Genomic DNA, 13,627 nt, shown 5'->3' on the forward strand with positions numbered 1-13,627 from the left:
GTCCAGGGGCGGAGCCCCTTGGTATGGGACGGGTAGGGGCGGCGGGGGCGAGGAAACCCTGCGGCCGCCGACCGGCTACTTCGGCACGCGGAACGTTTCTCCGTACATCGACCACTCCAGCGGAGTGTCGAGGTCAAGGTTCCCGTTGTAGAGGAAACGCCGCTGTGCCGTATCGATTCGGCTCGTGTCGCGATGGTGCTTCCGCGACTTCATCGCGTCGCGACGGATGTCCAGGAAGATGTCGAGGTACGCCTTCTCCTTGCCGCCCTGCGCAGGCGTGTCCGCCTCGGAGACGACCCGCTCCCGCAGCCCGTAGAAGCCGGTCGCACCGGTGCCGGGACCGTGCATGACCATGGCGTCGTAGTAGATGAACTGACCGAGCGTACCGAGACCGTCGAGCTTGGCGAGGCGCACCGCGGGCTCGAAGTAGACACGGTCGCGCTCGGCGTTCTGGGCCTCCCGGAAGGCCCCCACCTCCGCCTCCTTCTTCCAGGCGGCGGTGAAGCCGGGGTCCAGGCCCTCGTGGGAGTCCGTACCGTCCACCTTGCGCAGAGCGGGCAGATAACGCGCGAGCCCGTTGTCCGGGTGGGCCTTCGTATAGCGCTCCACGAGGACGAGGAGATCGTGTGTACCCGTGCAGAAGCCGACGATGCCCGCGGTGTAGCCCTGACCGTCGCCGATGTCCTCGATGTAGCCGTACTGCTCACGCCACTTCAGCGTGGAGTTCTCCGCGCTGGTCACGAGCTTGTTGGCGAGCTCCTTCTTCTGCGGCGCGGCAAGCCCGGGCGGCAGATCCGCGATCACCGCGTCCTCGGCCGCCCGCCCGCTCGACTGCGAAGCCGACGGCCGTCCCTCGGAGCCGTTCGACTCCGTGTCGGGCGTGAAGAAGTAGACCGTAGCCGTCACAAGGACGGGCACGGCAGCGAACAACAGACAACCAGCACGCTTCATGGCGCTCAGGGTACGTTCCGCCGTACGCCGGCTTGGCGAGTGGTTCCCCGAGCTAGGCTCCATCGGTCAGCCCCTGACCGAAAGGAGCCGGTGTGGCCGGGATCAGCCTCAGAAAGGTGGAGGAGACGGCGCCCGCGCTGGTCTCCCTCTACAAGAGCGCGGGAGCGAGCCTCGCCGAGCGGGGGCTGAGCGGACAGCGGGCCGCCGTCTATCTCGTCGTCGACTACTCGGGCTCGATGAAGCCGTACTACAAGGACGGCAGCGTACAGGCGCTCGCCGACCGGGTGCTGGGCCTCTCGGCGCACTTCGACGACGACGGGACCGTACCCGTGGTGTTCTTCTCCACGGACATCGACGCGGTGACGGACATCGCGCTCGACAATCATCAGGGCCGTATCGAACAGATCGTCGCGGGCCTCGGCCACATGGGCAAGACCAGCTACCACCTGGCCATGGACGCGGTCATCGACCACTACCTGGACAGCGGCTCCAAGGACCCGGCCCTGGTCGTCTTCCAGACCGACGGCGGCCCGATCAACAAACTCGCCGCCGAGCGGTACCTGTGCAAGGCCGCGAAGCTCCCCCTCTTCTGGCAGTTCATCGGCTTCGGCGACGCGACGAGCAAACAGTTCGACTTCCTCCGCAAGCTCGACGAACTCGCGGTGCCGGGCAAGCGGATCGTCGACAACGCCGGTTTCTTCCACGCCGGTTCGGACCCGCGCCGGATCTCCGACCGCGAGTTGTACGACCGTCTGGTGGCCGAGTTCCCGCACTGGCTGTCGGCGGCCCGGGTGCAGGGCATCGTCCACTGACCGAGCGCTCGCCGCCCTGTTGGATTTGTGTGATCGTCGTGTCACTCTGGGAGGATCTGCGGCGAGAGGCGGCTTATGGGCGCGCGATCGGCGGACCGGCACGGCAGCGGCGGGCGGCCGGTGCAGACGGGCAAGGGCGAGCGGCTGGCGGACTGGGCCGACGGACGGCTCGGGGTCTACGGCCTTGCCAAAGCCCAGATGCGCAAGGTGTTCCCGGACCACCCGTCCTTCATGCTGGGCGAGATCTGCCTCTACACCTTCCTCATCCTGATCCTCACGGGCGTCTACCTCACGCTGTTCTTCGAGCCGAGCAGCGCCGAGACCGTCTACCACGGCTCGTACGAGCCCCTGAACGGCATCATCATGACCAGGGCGTACGAGTCCACACTCGACATCAGCTTCGACGTACGCGGTGGACTCCTCATCCGGCAGATCCACCACTGGGCGGCGGTCGTGTTCGTCGCCGGGATGCTCATCCACATGATGCGGGTGTTCTTCACCGGCGCGTTCCGCAAGCCGCGCGAGCTGAACTGGCTGTTCGGCTGGACGCTGCTGTTCCTCGGCATCATCACCGGGCTGACCGGTTACTCGCTCCCCGACGACCTGCTCTCCGGCACGGGCCTGCGCTTCGCCCAGGGCGCGATCCTGTCGGTGCCGGTCGTGGGAACGTATCTCTCCTTCTTCCTCTTCGGCGGAGAGTTCCCCGGGGACGACATCATCTCCCGGCTGTACCCGATCCACATTCTCCTGCTGCCCGGGATCATGCTCGGCCTGGTGGTCGCCCATCTGATCCTGGTCTTCTACCACAAGCACACGCAGTTCCCCGGGCCCGGACGCGACCAGAAGTCCGTGGTCGGGATGCCGTTCCTGCCGGTCTACATGGCCAAGGCGGGCGGCTTCTTCTTCCTGGTCTTCGGTGTGCTGTCGGTGATGGGCGCGATCGCGACCATCAACCCCGTGTGGGCCTTCGGCCCCTACCGGGCCGACCTGGTCACCACCGGTGCTCAACCCGACTGGTACCTCGGCTTCTCCGAGGGGCTGATCCGGGTGATGCCGGGATGGGAGATCAACGCCTTCGGCCACACCCTGGCGCTCGGCGTCTTCATCCCCTTCTCCCTCTTCCCGCTGATCATGCTGGCGATCGGCGTCTACCCGTTCATCGAGGCCTGGATCACCGGCGACAAACGCGAGCACCACATCCTGGACCGCCCGCGCAACGTCCCCACGCGCACCGGCCTCGGCGTGGCCTGGCTGAGTCTGTACGGGGTGCTGCTGATCGGCGGCGGCAACGACATCGTCGCCACGCGCTTCCATCTGTCGATCAACGTGATCACGTGGGCCGTACGGATCGGCTTCTTCGTGGTGCCCGTCCTCGCCTTCATCATCACCAGACGGATCTGCCTGGGGCTGCAACGCCGCGACCGGGACAAGGTGCTGCACGGCAGGGAGTCCGGCACCATCAAGCGGCTGCCGAACGGCGAGTTCATCGAGGTGCACGAGCCGCTCTCGCAGGCCCAGCGGTTCACCCTCACCCAGCACGAGCAGGCCCCGCCGTACGAGGTGGGCCCGACGGTCGATGCCAACGGCGTCGTCCGGAAGGTCAGACCCACCGAGCGGCTGCGTGCCCGGCTCGCCCGCGTCATGTACGGGCCGAACACGCACGTCCCCAAACCGACCCCCGAGGAGTACCGGGAACTCACGAGCGGCGACCACCACCACTGAGCCCGCCGCTGAGCACCAGGGCCCGGCACTCGCCCGGACTGCCCCAGGCGGTACGCAGGGCGCGGGCCTTGGTCAGCCACAGGGACAGGTCGTACTCCGCGGTGTAGCCGATCGCGCCATGCAGTTGCAGCGCCGTACGCGCCGTCGCGTACGCCGCCTCAGACGCCGTGACCTTGGCCGCGGCGACGTCCGCCGGGTCCATGGACAGCGCGGCGCCGAAGACGAGCGGGCGCGCGAACTCCAACGCGATCTTCGCATCGGCCAGTTGATGCTTGAGCGCCTGGAACGAGCCTATGGGCACGCCGAACTGGACGCGCTGCTTGACGTACGCGACCGTCGTGTCGAGGAGCGCGAGTCCCACCCCCAGCGCTTGGGCGGCGGTGGCGAGCCGGGCCCAGGTGAGTGCCCGGGGGAGGGGCGGGTTCCTGGCGAGGAGTTCACCGCCGCGGTCGAGGAGGGTGAGGCGGCGGGCCGGGTCCAGGGACGTACGCACCGGGCCGTGTCCGGGGGCCAGCCGCAGTTCCTCGCCGTCGACCGCGAGGAGGACCGTGGCCACGTCACCGTCCAGGGCGTACGAGCCCTCCGGCGCCACCGTCGCGATCACCTCGCCGGACGCCAGCGCCGGGAGCAGCCGCTTGGCGGCCTCCGGTTCGTTGAGCAGCACGGCGGCCGCGACCGTCTCCACCAGGGGCCCCGGCACCGCGTGCCGCCCCAACTCCACGAAGGCCACGGCCAGTTCGACGGGTAGCGGTCCCACTCCCTCGTACGCCTCGGGAACCGCGAGCGCGAACACTCCCGCGTCGGCGATACGACGCCACAGCGCGCGCCCGGTCGTGGGGGCGCCGGCGCTCCAGGACCGTATGACCGACGGGGTGTCCGCGGCCGTCAGCATCGCGTCCAGCGAGTGGGCGAAGGCCTGCTGCTCGTCGTCGAGGAGGAAGCGCATCAGCGGCGTCCCTTCGGCAGGCCGAGCAGGCGCTCGGCGATGATGTCGCGCTGGATCTCGTTGGTGCCGGCGTAGACGGGACCGGCGAGCGAGAAGACGTAGCCCTCGCTCCAGTCGGTGTCCGCCAGCTCGCCCTCCGCGCCCAGCAGATCGAGCGCCGTCTCGTGCAGGGCGATGTCGTACTCGGACCAGAAGACCTTGTTCAGGCTGGACTCGGGGCCGAGGGGCTCGCCCTGGAGGAAGCGGGAGGCATGCGCGTAGGTGAAGAGCTGATAGGCGCGGGCGCCGATCACCGCGTCGGCCACACGGTCGCGCAGGGCCGTGTCGGCGGGGTCGCCGTGTTCCCGCCACAGGTCGACGAGTCGGTCGGCGGCGGCCAGGAAACGGCCGGGGGAGCGGAGGGTCAGTCCGCGTTCGTTGCCCGCTGTCGACATGGCGACCCGCCAGCCCTGGCCGGGCTCGCCGATCACGTCCTCGTCCGGCACGAAGACCTCGTCCAGGAAGAGCTCCGCGAACGCCGGCTTTCCGTCGAGGCGGCCTATGGGACGGACGGTGACGCCCGGCGCGCGCAGGTCGAACATCGCGTAGGTGAGCCCCTGGTGCGGCTTCGGGGTGTCGGGCTCACTGCGGAACAGGCCGAACGCGCGGTCGGCGAACGCGGCCCGCGACGACCACGTCTTCTGTCCGCTCAGCAGCCAGCCACCGTCCGTGCGCACCGCCCTCGACCTGAGTGAGGCCAGGTCCGAACCGGCCTCGGGCTCGGACCATGCCTGCGCCCAGATCACCTCGCCGGACGCCATGGGCGGCAGGATCCGGGCGCGCTGCTCCTCGGTGCCGTGGTCGAAGAGGGTGGGGGCGAGGAGGCTGATGCCGTTCTGGCTGACGCGGCCGGGGGCGCCCGCCGCGTAGTACTCCTCCTCGAAGACCAGCCACTTGAGGAGGCCGACGCCACGGCCGCCGTACTCGGCCGGCCAGGACACCACCGACCAGCGGTCCGCGGCCAGTTCCGCCTCCCACGCGCGGTGCGCCGCGAAGCCCTCCTCGGTCTCCAGGGAGGGGAGGGGCGTGGGTGGTACATGCGCGGCGAGCCAGGCCCTGGCCTCGGCGCGGAACGCCTCGTCGGCGGGGGAGTGGTCCAGGTCCACGGTCACCTTCCTCGGAGTTCTTCAGCGTTCCTCGGAGTCCGTCGAGGCTTCGCGAAGCGAAAAACGGCCTTCCCTAACAAGTGTTTGGTAGGTTAGCGTGGCTCCATGACAGACGTCGAGGGTCCGGCGTACGTGCCCGGGCACGGGCTGCTGAAGGGGCGTACGGCCGTCATCACCGCCGCCGCGGGCGCGGGGATAGGTGGGGCCACGGCACGCCGCTTCCTGGAGGAGGGTGCGCGCGTGCTGATCAGCGACGCGCACGCACGGCGGCTGAAGGAGTACGAGGGGGAGCTGGCCGCCGAGTTCGAGGGGGTCGCGGCACTCGCCTGTGACGTCACCGACGAGGCGCAGGTGCAGGCGCTCTTCGACGCCGCCCAGCGGCTGCACGGGCAGCTCGACATCGTGGTCAACAACGCCGGTCTGGGCGGGACTTCGGACCTCGTCGACATGACGGACGAGCAGTGGTCGAGAGTGCTCGACGTGACGCTGAACGGGACGTTCCGGTGCGTACGCGCGGCCCTGCGGGCCTTCCGCGACGGTGGACACGGTGGCGTGATCGTCAACAACGCCTCCGTCGTCGGCTGGCGCGCCCAGGCCGGCCAGGCGCACTACGCCGCCGCGAAGGCGGGCGTGATGGCGCTGACCCGGTGCGCGGCCGTGGAGGCGGCCGAGTACGGGGTGCGGGTGAACGCCGTGTCGCCCAGCCTCGCCATGCACCCCCACCTCGTGAAGGTCACCAGCCCCGAACTGCTGGAGGAACTCACCGAGCGCGAGGCCTTCGGGCGGTATGCCGAGCCCTGGGAGGTGGCCAACGTGATCGTGTTCCTCGCGTCCGGCTACTCCTCGTACATGACCGGCGAGGTCGTGTCGGTGAGCAGCCAGCATGCCTAGGAGACCGGGTGCCGGCTCGTGGGGGACCACAATGGAACCGTGCCTACGAAGAAGAAGCCCCAGGTGACCGCCTCGCCCGCCAGGCGCAGTGAACTCCTCGGCACCGCCGCCGAGGTATTCGCCGAGCAGGGCTACAACGCCACCACCGTCCGCAAGATCGCCGATCACGCGGGCATGCTCGCGGGCAGCCTCTACTACCACTTCGACTCCAAGGAGTCGATGCTGGAGGAGATCCTGCGGACGTTCCTGGACGAGCTGTGGGACGGGTACGACACCGTCCTGGATGCCGAGCTCGGGCCCCGGGAGACGCTGGAGGCCCTGGTCATCGAGTCCTTCCGGGAGATCGACCGGCATCGCGCGGCCGTCGCCATCTACCAGAAGGAGTCCAAGCACCTGGTGTCGCAGGAGCGCTTCGCGTTCCTCGCCGACTCGCAGCGCAAGTTCGAGAAGGCCTGGCTGAGCACGCTGGAGCGGGGGGTGGCCGCCGAGGTGTTCCGGGAGGACCTCGACATACGGCTCACCTACCGGTTCGTCCGCGACACGGTGTGGGTCGCCGCCTCCTGGTACCGGCCCGGCGGACAGCACGGCCCCGAGGAGATCGCCCGGCAGTACCTGTCGATGGTGCTGGACGGGATCGCAGTACGTACGTAACCGAACTGGGTCGCACCGGATCGACCTCGAACTGGACCGACCGTAGCCGAACTGGATCGACTTGATCTGACTGGGAGTTGTCATGGCCGAGGCCTACATCGTCGAAGCGGTCCGTACGCCCGTCGGGCGGCGCAAAGGGGGCCTGAGCGGGGTGCATCCCGCCGACCTGGGCGCGCATGTGCTGAAGGCTCTGGTCGCGCGCTGCGGAGTCGACCCGGCCGCCGTCGAGGACGTCGTCTTCGGCTGCCTGGACACCGTGGGGCCGCAGGCCGGTGACATCGCACGGACGTGCTGGCTGGCGGCCGGGCTGCCCGAGGAGGTGCCGGGGGTGACGGTCGACCGGCAGTGCGGTTCGTCGCAGCAGGCCGTGCACTTCGCCGCGCAGGGTGTGCTGTCCGGCACGCAGGACCTGGTGGTCGCGGGCGGTGTCCAGAACATGACGCAGGTCCCCATCGGCTTCGCCTCCGGGCGGGCCACCGCTCCGCTGGGGCTCACGGAGGGGCCGTTCGCGGGAAGCGAGGGGTGGCGGGCCCGGTACGGGGACCAGCCGGTCAACCAGTTCGTCGGCGCCGAGATGATCGCCGCCAAGTGGGGCATCAGCCGCCTCGACCAGGAGGAGTTCGCGCTGCGGTCCCATCAGCGGGCGCTCGGGGCGATCGATGAGGGCCGCTTCGAGCGCGAGACCGTGCCGTACGGCGACGTCACGGTCGACGAGGGGCCGCGCCGGGACACCTCACTGGAGAAGATGGCGGGCCTGAAGCCGGTCATCGACGGCGGCACCATCACCGCGGCCTGCTCCTCCCAGGTCTCCGACGGCGCCGCGGCGATGCTGCTGGCCTCCGAGCGGGCGGTACGCGAACACGGCCTGACGCCCCGCGCGCGCGTGCACCACCTCTCCGTACGAGGCGAGGACCCGATCCGCATGCTCACGGCCCCGATCCCGGCCACCGCACATGCCCTCAAGAAGACCGGCCTGACCATCGACGACATCGACCTCGTGGAGATCAACGAAGCCTTCGCCCCCGTCGTCCTGGCCTGGCTGAAGGAGACGGGCGCGGATCCGGCAAAGGTCAACGTCAACGGAGGCGCGATCGCCCTCGGCCACCCGCTGGGCGCAACCGGCGTCAAGCTGATGACGACGCTGCTGCACGAACTGGAGCGCACGGGAGGCCGGTTCGGCCTGCAGACGATGTGCGAGGGGGGCGGTCAGGCGAACGTGACGATCATCGAGCGCCTCTGACGTCAGCCCGTCGGCTCTCGAGCGGTCACTGCTTGAGTGATCAGCGCTTGGCGGCAGCCAGTTCCTCGAGCACCCCCTCCGCCTCCGTCATCACGCGTTCCACCAGCTCCGCGCACGACGGCAGGTCCTCGATCACGCCGGCCACCTGGCCCGATGCCATCACCCCCAGATCCGTACGCCCCTCGACCATCGACGCGCGCAGCAGCATCGGGGTGTTCGCGGCGAGCAGGACCTGGCCCCAGGACAGGTTCTTGCCGTGCTTCATGGCGAGACCGTCGCGGATCAGTGCGGGCCAGGTGAGGCCGGAGAGCTTGCGGAACGTGGCGGCTCGGCGCACTGCCCGCGCCAGGGATCTTGTACGGCCCGCTCCCTCAAGGGAGTTGACCAGGTCCGTGCGGAGCATGCGGTGGGGCAGGCCGTCCACTGCCCTCGTCACCGTGACGTCCTTGACCGTCGCCGCCAGGTACTCGGCCTTCACGGCGTCCGGGACCGTGGAGTCCGAGGTGAGCAGGAAGCGGGTGCCCATCGCGATACCCGCCGCGCCGTACGCGAGCGCAGCGACCAGGCCCCGGCCGTCGAAGAAGCCGCCCGCTGCCACGACCGGTATCTCCGTCGCGTCCACGACCTGCGGCAACAGCACCGTCGTCGCCACCTCGCCCGTGTGCCCGCCGCCCTCGCCGCCCTGCACGATCACCGCGTCGGCGCCCCAGGCCGCGACCTTCTCGGCATGGCGGCGGGCCCCTACGGACGGGATGACGACGACACCCGCGTCCTTCAGCTCGGTGATCAGCTCACGGGAAGGCGCGAGCGCGAACGAGGCGACCTTCACGCCCTCGTCGATGATGATCCGCACTCGGTCGTGGGCATCGCCCGCATCCGCCCGCAGGTTCACACCGAACGGCGCGTCCGTACGGGACTTGACCTCCCGCACAGCACTCCGCAGCTCCTCCACGGTCATCGTCGCGGAGGCCAGGATCCCCAGAGCGCCCGCGTTGGCGGAGGCGGAGACCAGCCGGGGGCCCGCGACCCAGCCCATACCGGTCTGAACGATCGGATGGCGTACCCCGACGAGTTTCGTCAGCGCGGTCTCCATCAGCTCCTGACCTCACGGTTGCGCAGCCCCTGCGGGTCGAGCACCTCGCGTATCAACTCCAGCTCCTCCCCGGTGGGTCCGCGGGTGTACGGCACCTCCTCGGGAACCGTCAGCTCGAAGCCCGTCGCCTCCCTGACCTCCTCGACCGTCACCCCGGGATGCAGCGAGGCGAGCCGCATCGAGCGGTCCGGGGTCGCGAAGTCGAACACACCGATGTTGGAGACGACCCGCGGGATGCTGTGGTAACGGCTCACCGTGGGACCGGCCGCCGCGGCGCTGTCGTACCCCACCCCGCAGATCATGTCGACCTTCTCGACGAAGACCCGGGTGGAGTGCCTGGGGACCCAGTAACTGACCGGATTGTTGAGGGTGTTGACCGGCGCCCCGCGTACCCCGAGAAGCTGCCGCGCGGGCCGTTCCCAGTCGCCGATGCAGGAGATGTTCTGGTTGCCGAACCGGTCTATCTGGCTGGCGCCCATCATCACGTGGCGTCGGCCGCCGGTGACCATCGCGAGGTGTTGCCGGTACGGCAGCCAGCCCTCCACTGTGCCGTCCGGGCCGACCAGCATCGCCTCGCCGTCGGTGAGGAGCAGGTCCGGGGCGAAGGTCAGCCTGGCGAGCCGGGCGCCGACGGACGGGACGGCACCCATGGGGCTGGCCAGCACCTCGCCGTTGTCCCGCCAGGCCTCCGCGCAGGCGATCACGCAGTACTCGGCCCGCGTGACGTCGCTGAGTACCTCGCTGCTCCGTACCTCGCTCATCAGCGCTCCTCGTCCAACGTGTGCCAGGTTTGTACGGCCGACTGGTAGTCCTTCTCGCCCCCGTGCAGGAACCGCTCGGCGAACTCCGGCCAGGGCGTGGTCGCGTACAGCCGCTGGAAGTCCTCGTCCCGGTCGTAGTCGGGCGCGCAGGACGTGAAGTGCGCCCCGCTCGGGGCCTCCACGACGCCGGTCACGCTGTGCCGTTTGATCAGCAGGGTCTGCGGGGCGGCCTCCTTCGTCAGCTCGGCCGTGTCGACGATGCGCTCGCAGGAGACATACGCGGTGTCCGCCGCCTCGCAGAACAGGTCGTCGAAGTACGGATCCGGGCCCAGATACTGCCCGTTGCCGAACCGGTCCGCTCGGTTCACATGGACCAGCGCGGCGTCCATGCGCAGGGCGGGCATGGCGACGACGGTCTCCTGGAGTCCCGTCGACGCGTCCTCGTACGGCGAAGTGACCGTCCGCAGCCCGGCGTTGACCCGCATCACGTCCGAGCCGAGGCCGGCCCGCACCGGTATGAAGGGCAGCCGGTTCGCCGCGGCGTGCAGGCCCCACATGAACATCGCCTCGTCGATCTCCATCAGTTCGAGAGCACCGCTCTCGCGCGCCGACCGGTAGTGCGGTTCGAGCGGGATCGAGTCGAGGGTCGCGAAGGCGGCGACCAGTTTCCGTATCCGCCCGGCGGCCGCGAGCATGCCGACGTCCGGGCCGCCGTACGAGACGACTGTGAGATCGGTGATCCCGGAACGGAGCAGTGCTCTCACCAGCGCCATCGGCTTGCGGCGGGACCCCCAGCCTCCGATGCCGATCGTCATCCCGCTCTCCAGACGGCCGACGACCTCCTCCGCCGACATGGTCTTGTCGCTCACCGGTCCTCCTCTCCAGATGTCTCCTGGCCGAATGTGCTCCGGACCCGGTCCGCCACCCCGCTGAGGCCCGCCTCGAAGGTGAAGCCCTGCTCGAAGCGGTAGCTGCGGCGCACGTCGACGGGGTCGATGCCGTTGATGGCGGACTTGGCAAGCCGGATCAACTGCCCGTCCTTCGCCGCGATCTCCCGCGCCAACTCCAGGGCGGCGTCGAGGACTTCGGCACGCGGCACGACCCGCCACACCGAACCGTGCGCGTGCAGCTCGGCCGCCGTGGCCGTTCGTGAGGTGTAGTACAGCGCGCGCATCAGGTGCTGTGGCACGAGGCGGGCCAGATGCGTGGCCGCGCCCAGCGCACCCCGGTCCAGCTCGGGCAGCCCGAACGTGGCGTCGTCGCTCGCCACGATCGCGTCCGCGTTCCCCACGAGACCGATGCCGCCGCCCAGGCAGAAGCCCCGCACGGCCGCCACCACGGGCACCTCGCACTCGTACACCGCGGCGAACGCCTCCGCGCAGCCGCGGTTGGCGCCTATCAGCGCACCATGGCCCGTCGCGCCCCGCCGACCGTCCCGCTGCCGTCCGTCTCTCTCCCGCCCGTCCTGCTCGCGCTGTATCTCCTTGATATCGACGCCCGCGTTGAACCCCCGCCCCTCGGCGGTCAGCACTACACAGCGGATCTCGGGGTCGCGGCCCGCCGTGCGCACGGCGTCGGCCAGGTCGAACCAGCCGTGCACCGGAAGCGCGTTCACGGGCGGGAAGTCGACCGTGACAACGGAAATCCCCTTCTCCGGGGACGAGGTGGAGACACCCATGCGCGCATCAGCTACCTTTCCACCAAACATTTGTTAGGTTCGATCTGATGTGAAGGTAACAGCGAATGCCGACCGGCGGGAGGCCCTGTGGATAACCGGAAGGACAACCGGCCGGACAGGGGGCACGAGGGGTTCGACGACCGGCAGGGCAAGCGACTCGTGGTGGTCACCGGCGGAACCCGCGGCGTCGGCGCCGGGATCGCCCGGGCGTTCAGAGAGGCGGGTGCCGAGGTCGTGGCCTGCGCCCGCAGACCCCCCGAAGTGCCGGTCGAGGGCGTCGAGTTCATGCCCCTCGACGTGCGCGACCCGGCGGCCGTGCGTGCCTTCTTCGACGCGCTGCCCCGGCTCGACGTCCTGGTCAACAACGCGGGCGGCGCCCCGTACCGGCCGCTCGCCGAGACGGACGCCGCCGAGCGGCACGCGCGCGTGATCGAGCTCAACCTCACCGCACCGCTGACCGTGTCCCTGGCGGCGTACGAACATCTCAAACGCGCCCGGGGCTCGATCGTGATGATCGGCAGCGTCAGCGGGACCCGGCCCTCTCCCGGTACGGCGGCCTACGGAGCGGCCAAGGCCGGCCTGGAGAATCTGGCCCGGTCGATGGCCGTGGAGTGGGCACCGGACGTCCGCGTCAACACGCTGGTCGTCGGGATGGTCCGCACCGAACTGTCCCACCTCCACTACGGGGACGAGGAGGGCATCGCGTCCGTGGCCCGTACGGTCCCTCTGGGCCGCCTCGCCGCTCCCTCGGACATCGGCGAAGCGGCCGTGTTCCTCGCCTCGGACGCCGCCGCGTACATCACCGGCGCCAGCCTGCTCGTGCACGGCGGGGGAGAGCGGCCCGCCTTCCTGGACGCGGCGACGGTCAACAAGGCCGCGACTGCCAACAAGAGGGTCAATAAGGGGAGTTGAGATGACCGGAATCTGTGACGGCCGGGTAGTGATCGTCACCGGCGCGGGACGGGGACTCGGGCGGGCGCACGCCCTCGCCTACGCGGCCGAGGGGGCGCGACTCGTCGTCAACGACCTCGGTGTCGGGCTCGACGGAGTGCCGGGGCCCGACAGCCCGGCCGCGCTTGTCGTCGAGGAGATTCGCGCGGCCGGTGGAGAGGCGGTCGCGCACGGCGGGGACGTCGCCACGCGCGCGGGCGCCGAGTCGCTGGTCGCGACGGCGCTCGACGCGTTCGGGCGGCTCGACACGCTCGTCAACAACGCCGGGTTTCTGCGCGACCGGATGCTCGTGAACCTCGACGAGGACGACTGGGACGCTGTTGTGCGCGTCCACCTGAAGGGGCACTTTCTGCCGCTTCAGCAGGCCGCTGTGCACTGGCGGGCGGAGGCGAAGGCCGGGCGTACGCCTGAGGCGCGCGTCGTCAACACCAGCTCCGGAGCGGGGCTGTTGGGGTCGGTCGGGCAGGGCAACTACAGCGCGGCGAAGGCGGGCATCGTCGGGCTCACACTGGTGGCCGCCGCCGAGATGGGCCGCTACGGAGTGCAGGTCAACGCCATCGCGCCGGCCGCGCGTACGCGGATGACCGAGCGGACCTTCGCCGACACGATGGCGGCGCCGGCGCCCGGCAGCGGCTTCGACGCGATGGCACCCGAGAACGTCTCGCCACTCGTCGTCTGGCTCGGCTCGGCCGCGTGCGTCGGGGTGACCGGGCGGGTCTTTGAGGCGGAGGGCGGGCGGATCACGGTCATGGAGGGGTGGCGGGCCGGCCCGAGCGCGGACAAGGG

The 13,627-nt window shown here is 69.9% G+C and carries 14 protein-coding genes; 7 read left to right on the forward strand and 7 right to left on the reverse strand.

Annotated features, from left to right (window positions below; genetic code table 11):
• Positions 1-75 precede the first annotated feature (75 nt).
• A complete protein-coding gene (locus G6048_RS40805; protein ID WP_165344661.1) occupies positions 76-951 on the reverse strand; it encodes a chitosanase in 876 nt (291 codons plus the stop codon).
• 92 nt (positions 952-1,043) lie between these two features.
• Between G6048_RS40805 and G6048_RS40810 the strand changes: the two genes are divergently transcribed.
• Together G6048_RS40810 and qcrB are read left to right on the forward strand one after the other, a co-directional pair.
• Positions 1,044-1,763 carry a vWA domain-containing protein gene (locus tag G6048_RS40810; RefSeq protein WP_165344662.1) on the forward strand — a complete coding sequence of 240 codons (720 nt, stop codon included), beginning with the start codon at positions 1,044-1,046 and terminating at the stop codon, positions 1,761-1,763.
• 75 nt (positions 1,764-1,838) lie between these two features.
• Positions 1,839-3,485 carry a cytochrome bc1 complex cytochrome b subunit gene (gene qcrB / locus G6048_RS40815; protein WP_165344663.1) on the forward strand — a complete coding sequence of 549 codons (1,647 nt, stop codon included), beginning with the start codon at positions 1,839-1,841 and terminating at the stop codon, positions 3,483-3,485.
• Here qcrB and G6048_RS40820 read toward each other — a convergent pair.
• Positions 3,460-4,431, reverse strand: coding sequence for an acyl-CoA dehydrogenase family protein (locus G6048_RS40820; RefSeq protein WP_165344664.1), 972 nt, complete (start codon positions 4,429-4,431; stop codon positions 3,460-3,462). The genes qcrB and G6048_RS40820 overlap by 26 nt on opposite strands.
• On the reverse strand, positions 4,431-5,576 hold the full coding sequence (locus G6048_RS40825) for an acyl-CoA dehydrogenase family protein (RefSeq protein ID WP_165344665.1): 1,146 nt from the start codon (positions 5,574-5,576) through the stop codon (positions 4,431-4,433). Before G6048_RS40825 ends, G6048_RS40820 begins: the two co-directional genes overlap by 1 nt.
• Positions 5,577-5,681: 105 nt before the next feature.
• On the opposite strand from G6048_RS40825, the gene G6048_RS40830 reads away from it, so the two are divergent.
• From G6048_RS40830 to G6048_RS40840, 3 genes are all read left to right on the forward strand, one after another.
• Entirely contained in the window at positions 5,682-6,467 is a 786-nt protein-coding gene (locus G6048_RS40830) for an SDR family oxidoreductase (protein ID WP_165344666.1), read from the forward strand.
• A gap of 39 nt (positions 6,468-6,506) precedes the next feature.
• Positions 6,507-7,118, forward strand: a complete 612-nt coding sequence (locus tag G6048_RS40835; RefSeq protein ID WP_165344667.1) for a TetR/AcrR family transcriptional regulator — start codon at positions 6,507-6,509, stop codon at positions 7,116-7,118.
• A gap of 82 nt (positions 7,119-7,200) precedes the next feature.
• On the forward strand, positions 7,201-8,358 hold the full coding sequence (locus G6048_RS40840) for an acetyl-CoA C-acetyltransferase (RefSeq protein WP_165344668.1): 1,158 nt from the start codon (positions 7,201-7,203) through the stop codon (positions 8,356-8,358).
• A gap of 40 nt (positions 8,359-8,398) precedes the next feature.
• On the opposite strand, the gene G6048_RS40845 is transcribed toward G6048_RS40840, so the two are convergent.
• The 4 genes from G6048_RS40845 to G6048_RS40860 are packed head-to-tail and all read right to left on the reverse strand — an operon-like array spanning position 8,399 to position 11,890.
• Positions 8,399-9,451: an NAD(P)H-dependent flavin oxidoreductase gene (locus G6048_RS40845; RefSeq protein WP_165344669.1), complete on the reverse strand. Its 1,053-nt coding sequence runs from the start codon at positions 9,449-9,451 to the stop codon at positions 8,399-8,401.
• Entirely contained in the window at positions 9,451-10,212 is a 762-nt protein-coding gene (locus G6048_RS40850) for a CoA-transferase subunit beta (protein ID WP_165344670.1), read from the reverse strand. The genes G6048_RS40845 and G6048_RS40850 overlap by 1 nt, the downstream gene beginning before the upstream one ends.
• A complete protein-coding gene (locus tag G6048_RS40855) occupies positions 10,212-11,081 on the reverse strand; it encodes a CoA transferase subunit A (RefSeq protein ID WP_165344671.1) in 870 nt (289 codons plus the stop codon). Before G6048_RS40855 ends, G6048_RS40850 begins: the two co-directional genes overlap by 1 nt.
• The gene (locus G6048_RS40860) at positions 11,078-11,890 is read right to left on the reverse strand and encodes an enoyl-CoA hydratase family protein (protein ID WP_165344672.1); all 813 of its coding nucleotides are present in this window, start codon (positions 11,888-11,890) and stop codon (positions 11,078-11,080) included. The genes G6048_RS40855 and G6048_RS40860 overlap by 4 nt, the downstream gene beginning before the upstream one ends.
• A gap of 159 nt (positions 11,891-12,049) precedes the next feature.
• On the opposite strand from G6048_RS40860, the gene G6048_RS40865 reads away from it, so the two are divergent.
• Positions 12,050-12,802 carry an SDR family oxidoreductase gene (locus tag G6048_RS40865; protein ID WP_328828438.1) on the forward strand — a complete coding sequence of 251 codons (753 nt, stop codon included), beginning with the start codon at positions 12,050-12,052 and terminating at the stop codon, positions 12,800-12,802.
• Position 12,803: 1 nt separating this feature from the next.
• Positions 12,804-13,627 (forward strand): SDR family oxidoreductase (locus G6048_RS40870; protein ID WP_165344674.1); only part of this gene is annotated, 824 nt, incomplete at its 3' end.

It is taken from the genome of Streptomyces ureilyticus (assembly GCF_011045025.1).
Classification (GTDB): Bacteria; Actinomycetota; Actinomycetes; order Streptomycetales; family Streptomycetaceae; genus Streptomyces; species Streptomyces ureilyticus.

What these genes read in the sequence shown, in the direction of transcription:
- G6048_RS40850 (WP_165344670.1), bottom strand. Translation starts at nt 10,212, where the DNA reads ATGAGCGAGGTACGGAGCAGCGAGGTACTCAGCGACGTCACGCGGGCC.
- G6048_RS40820 (WP_165344664.1), bottom strand. Translation starts at nt 4,431, where the DNA reads ATGCGCTTCCTCCTCGACGACGAGCAGCAGGCCTTCGCCCACTCGCTG.
- G6048_RS40840 (WP_165344668.1), top strand. Translation starts at nt 7,201, where the DNA reads ATGGCCGAGGCCTACATCGTCGAAGCGGTCCGTACGCCCGTCGGGCGG.
- G6048_RS40805 (WP_165344661.1), bottom strand. Translation starts at nt 951, where the DNA reads ATGAAGCGTGCTGGTTGTCTGTTGTTCGCTGCCGTGCCCGTCCTTGTG.
- G6048_RS40860 (WP_165344672.1), bottom strand. Translation starts at nt 11,890, where the DNA reads ATGGGTGTCTCCACCTCGTCCCCGGAGAAGGGGATTTCCGTTGTCACG.
- G6048_RS40830 (WP_165344666.1), top strand. Translation starts at nt 5,682, where the DNA reads ATGACAGACGTCGAGGGTCCGGCGTACGTGCCCGGGCACGGGCTGCTG.
- qcrB (WP_165344663.1), top strand. Translation starts at nt 1,839, where the DNA reads ATGGGCGCGCGATCGGCGGACCGGCACGGCAGCGGCGGGCGGCCGGTG.
- G6048_RS40845 (WP_165344669.1), bottom strand. Translation starts at nt 9,451, where the DNA reads ATGGAGACCGCGCTGACGAAACTCGTCGGGGTACGCCATCCGATCGTT.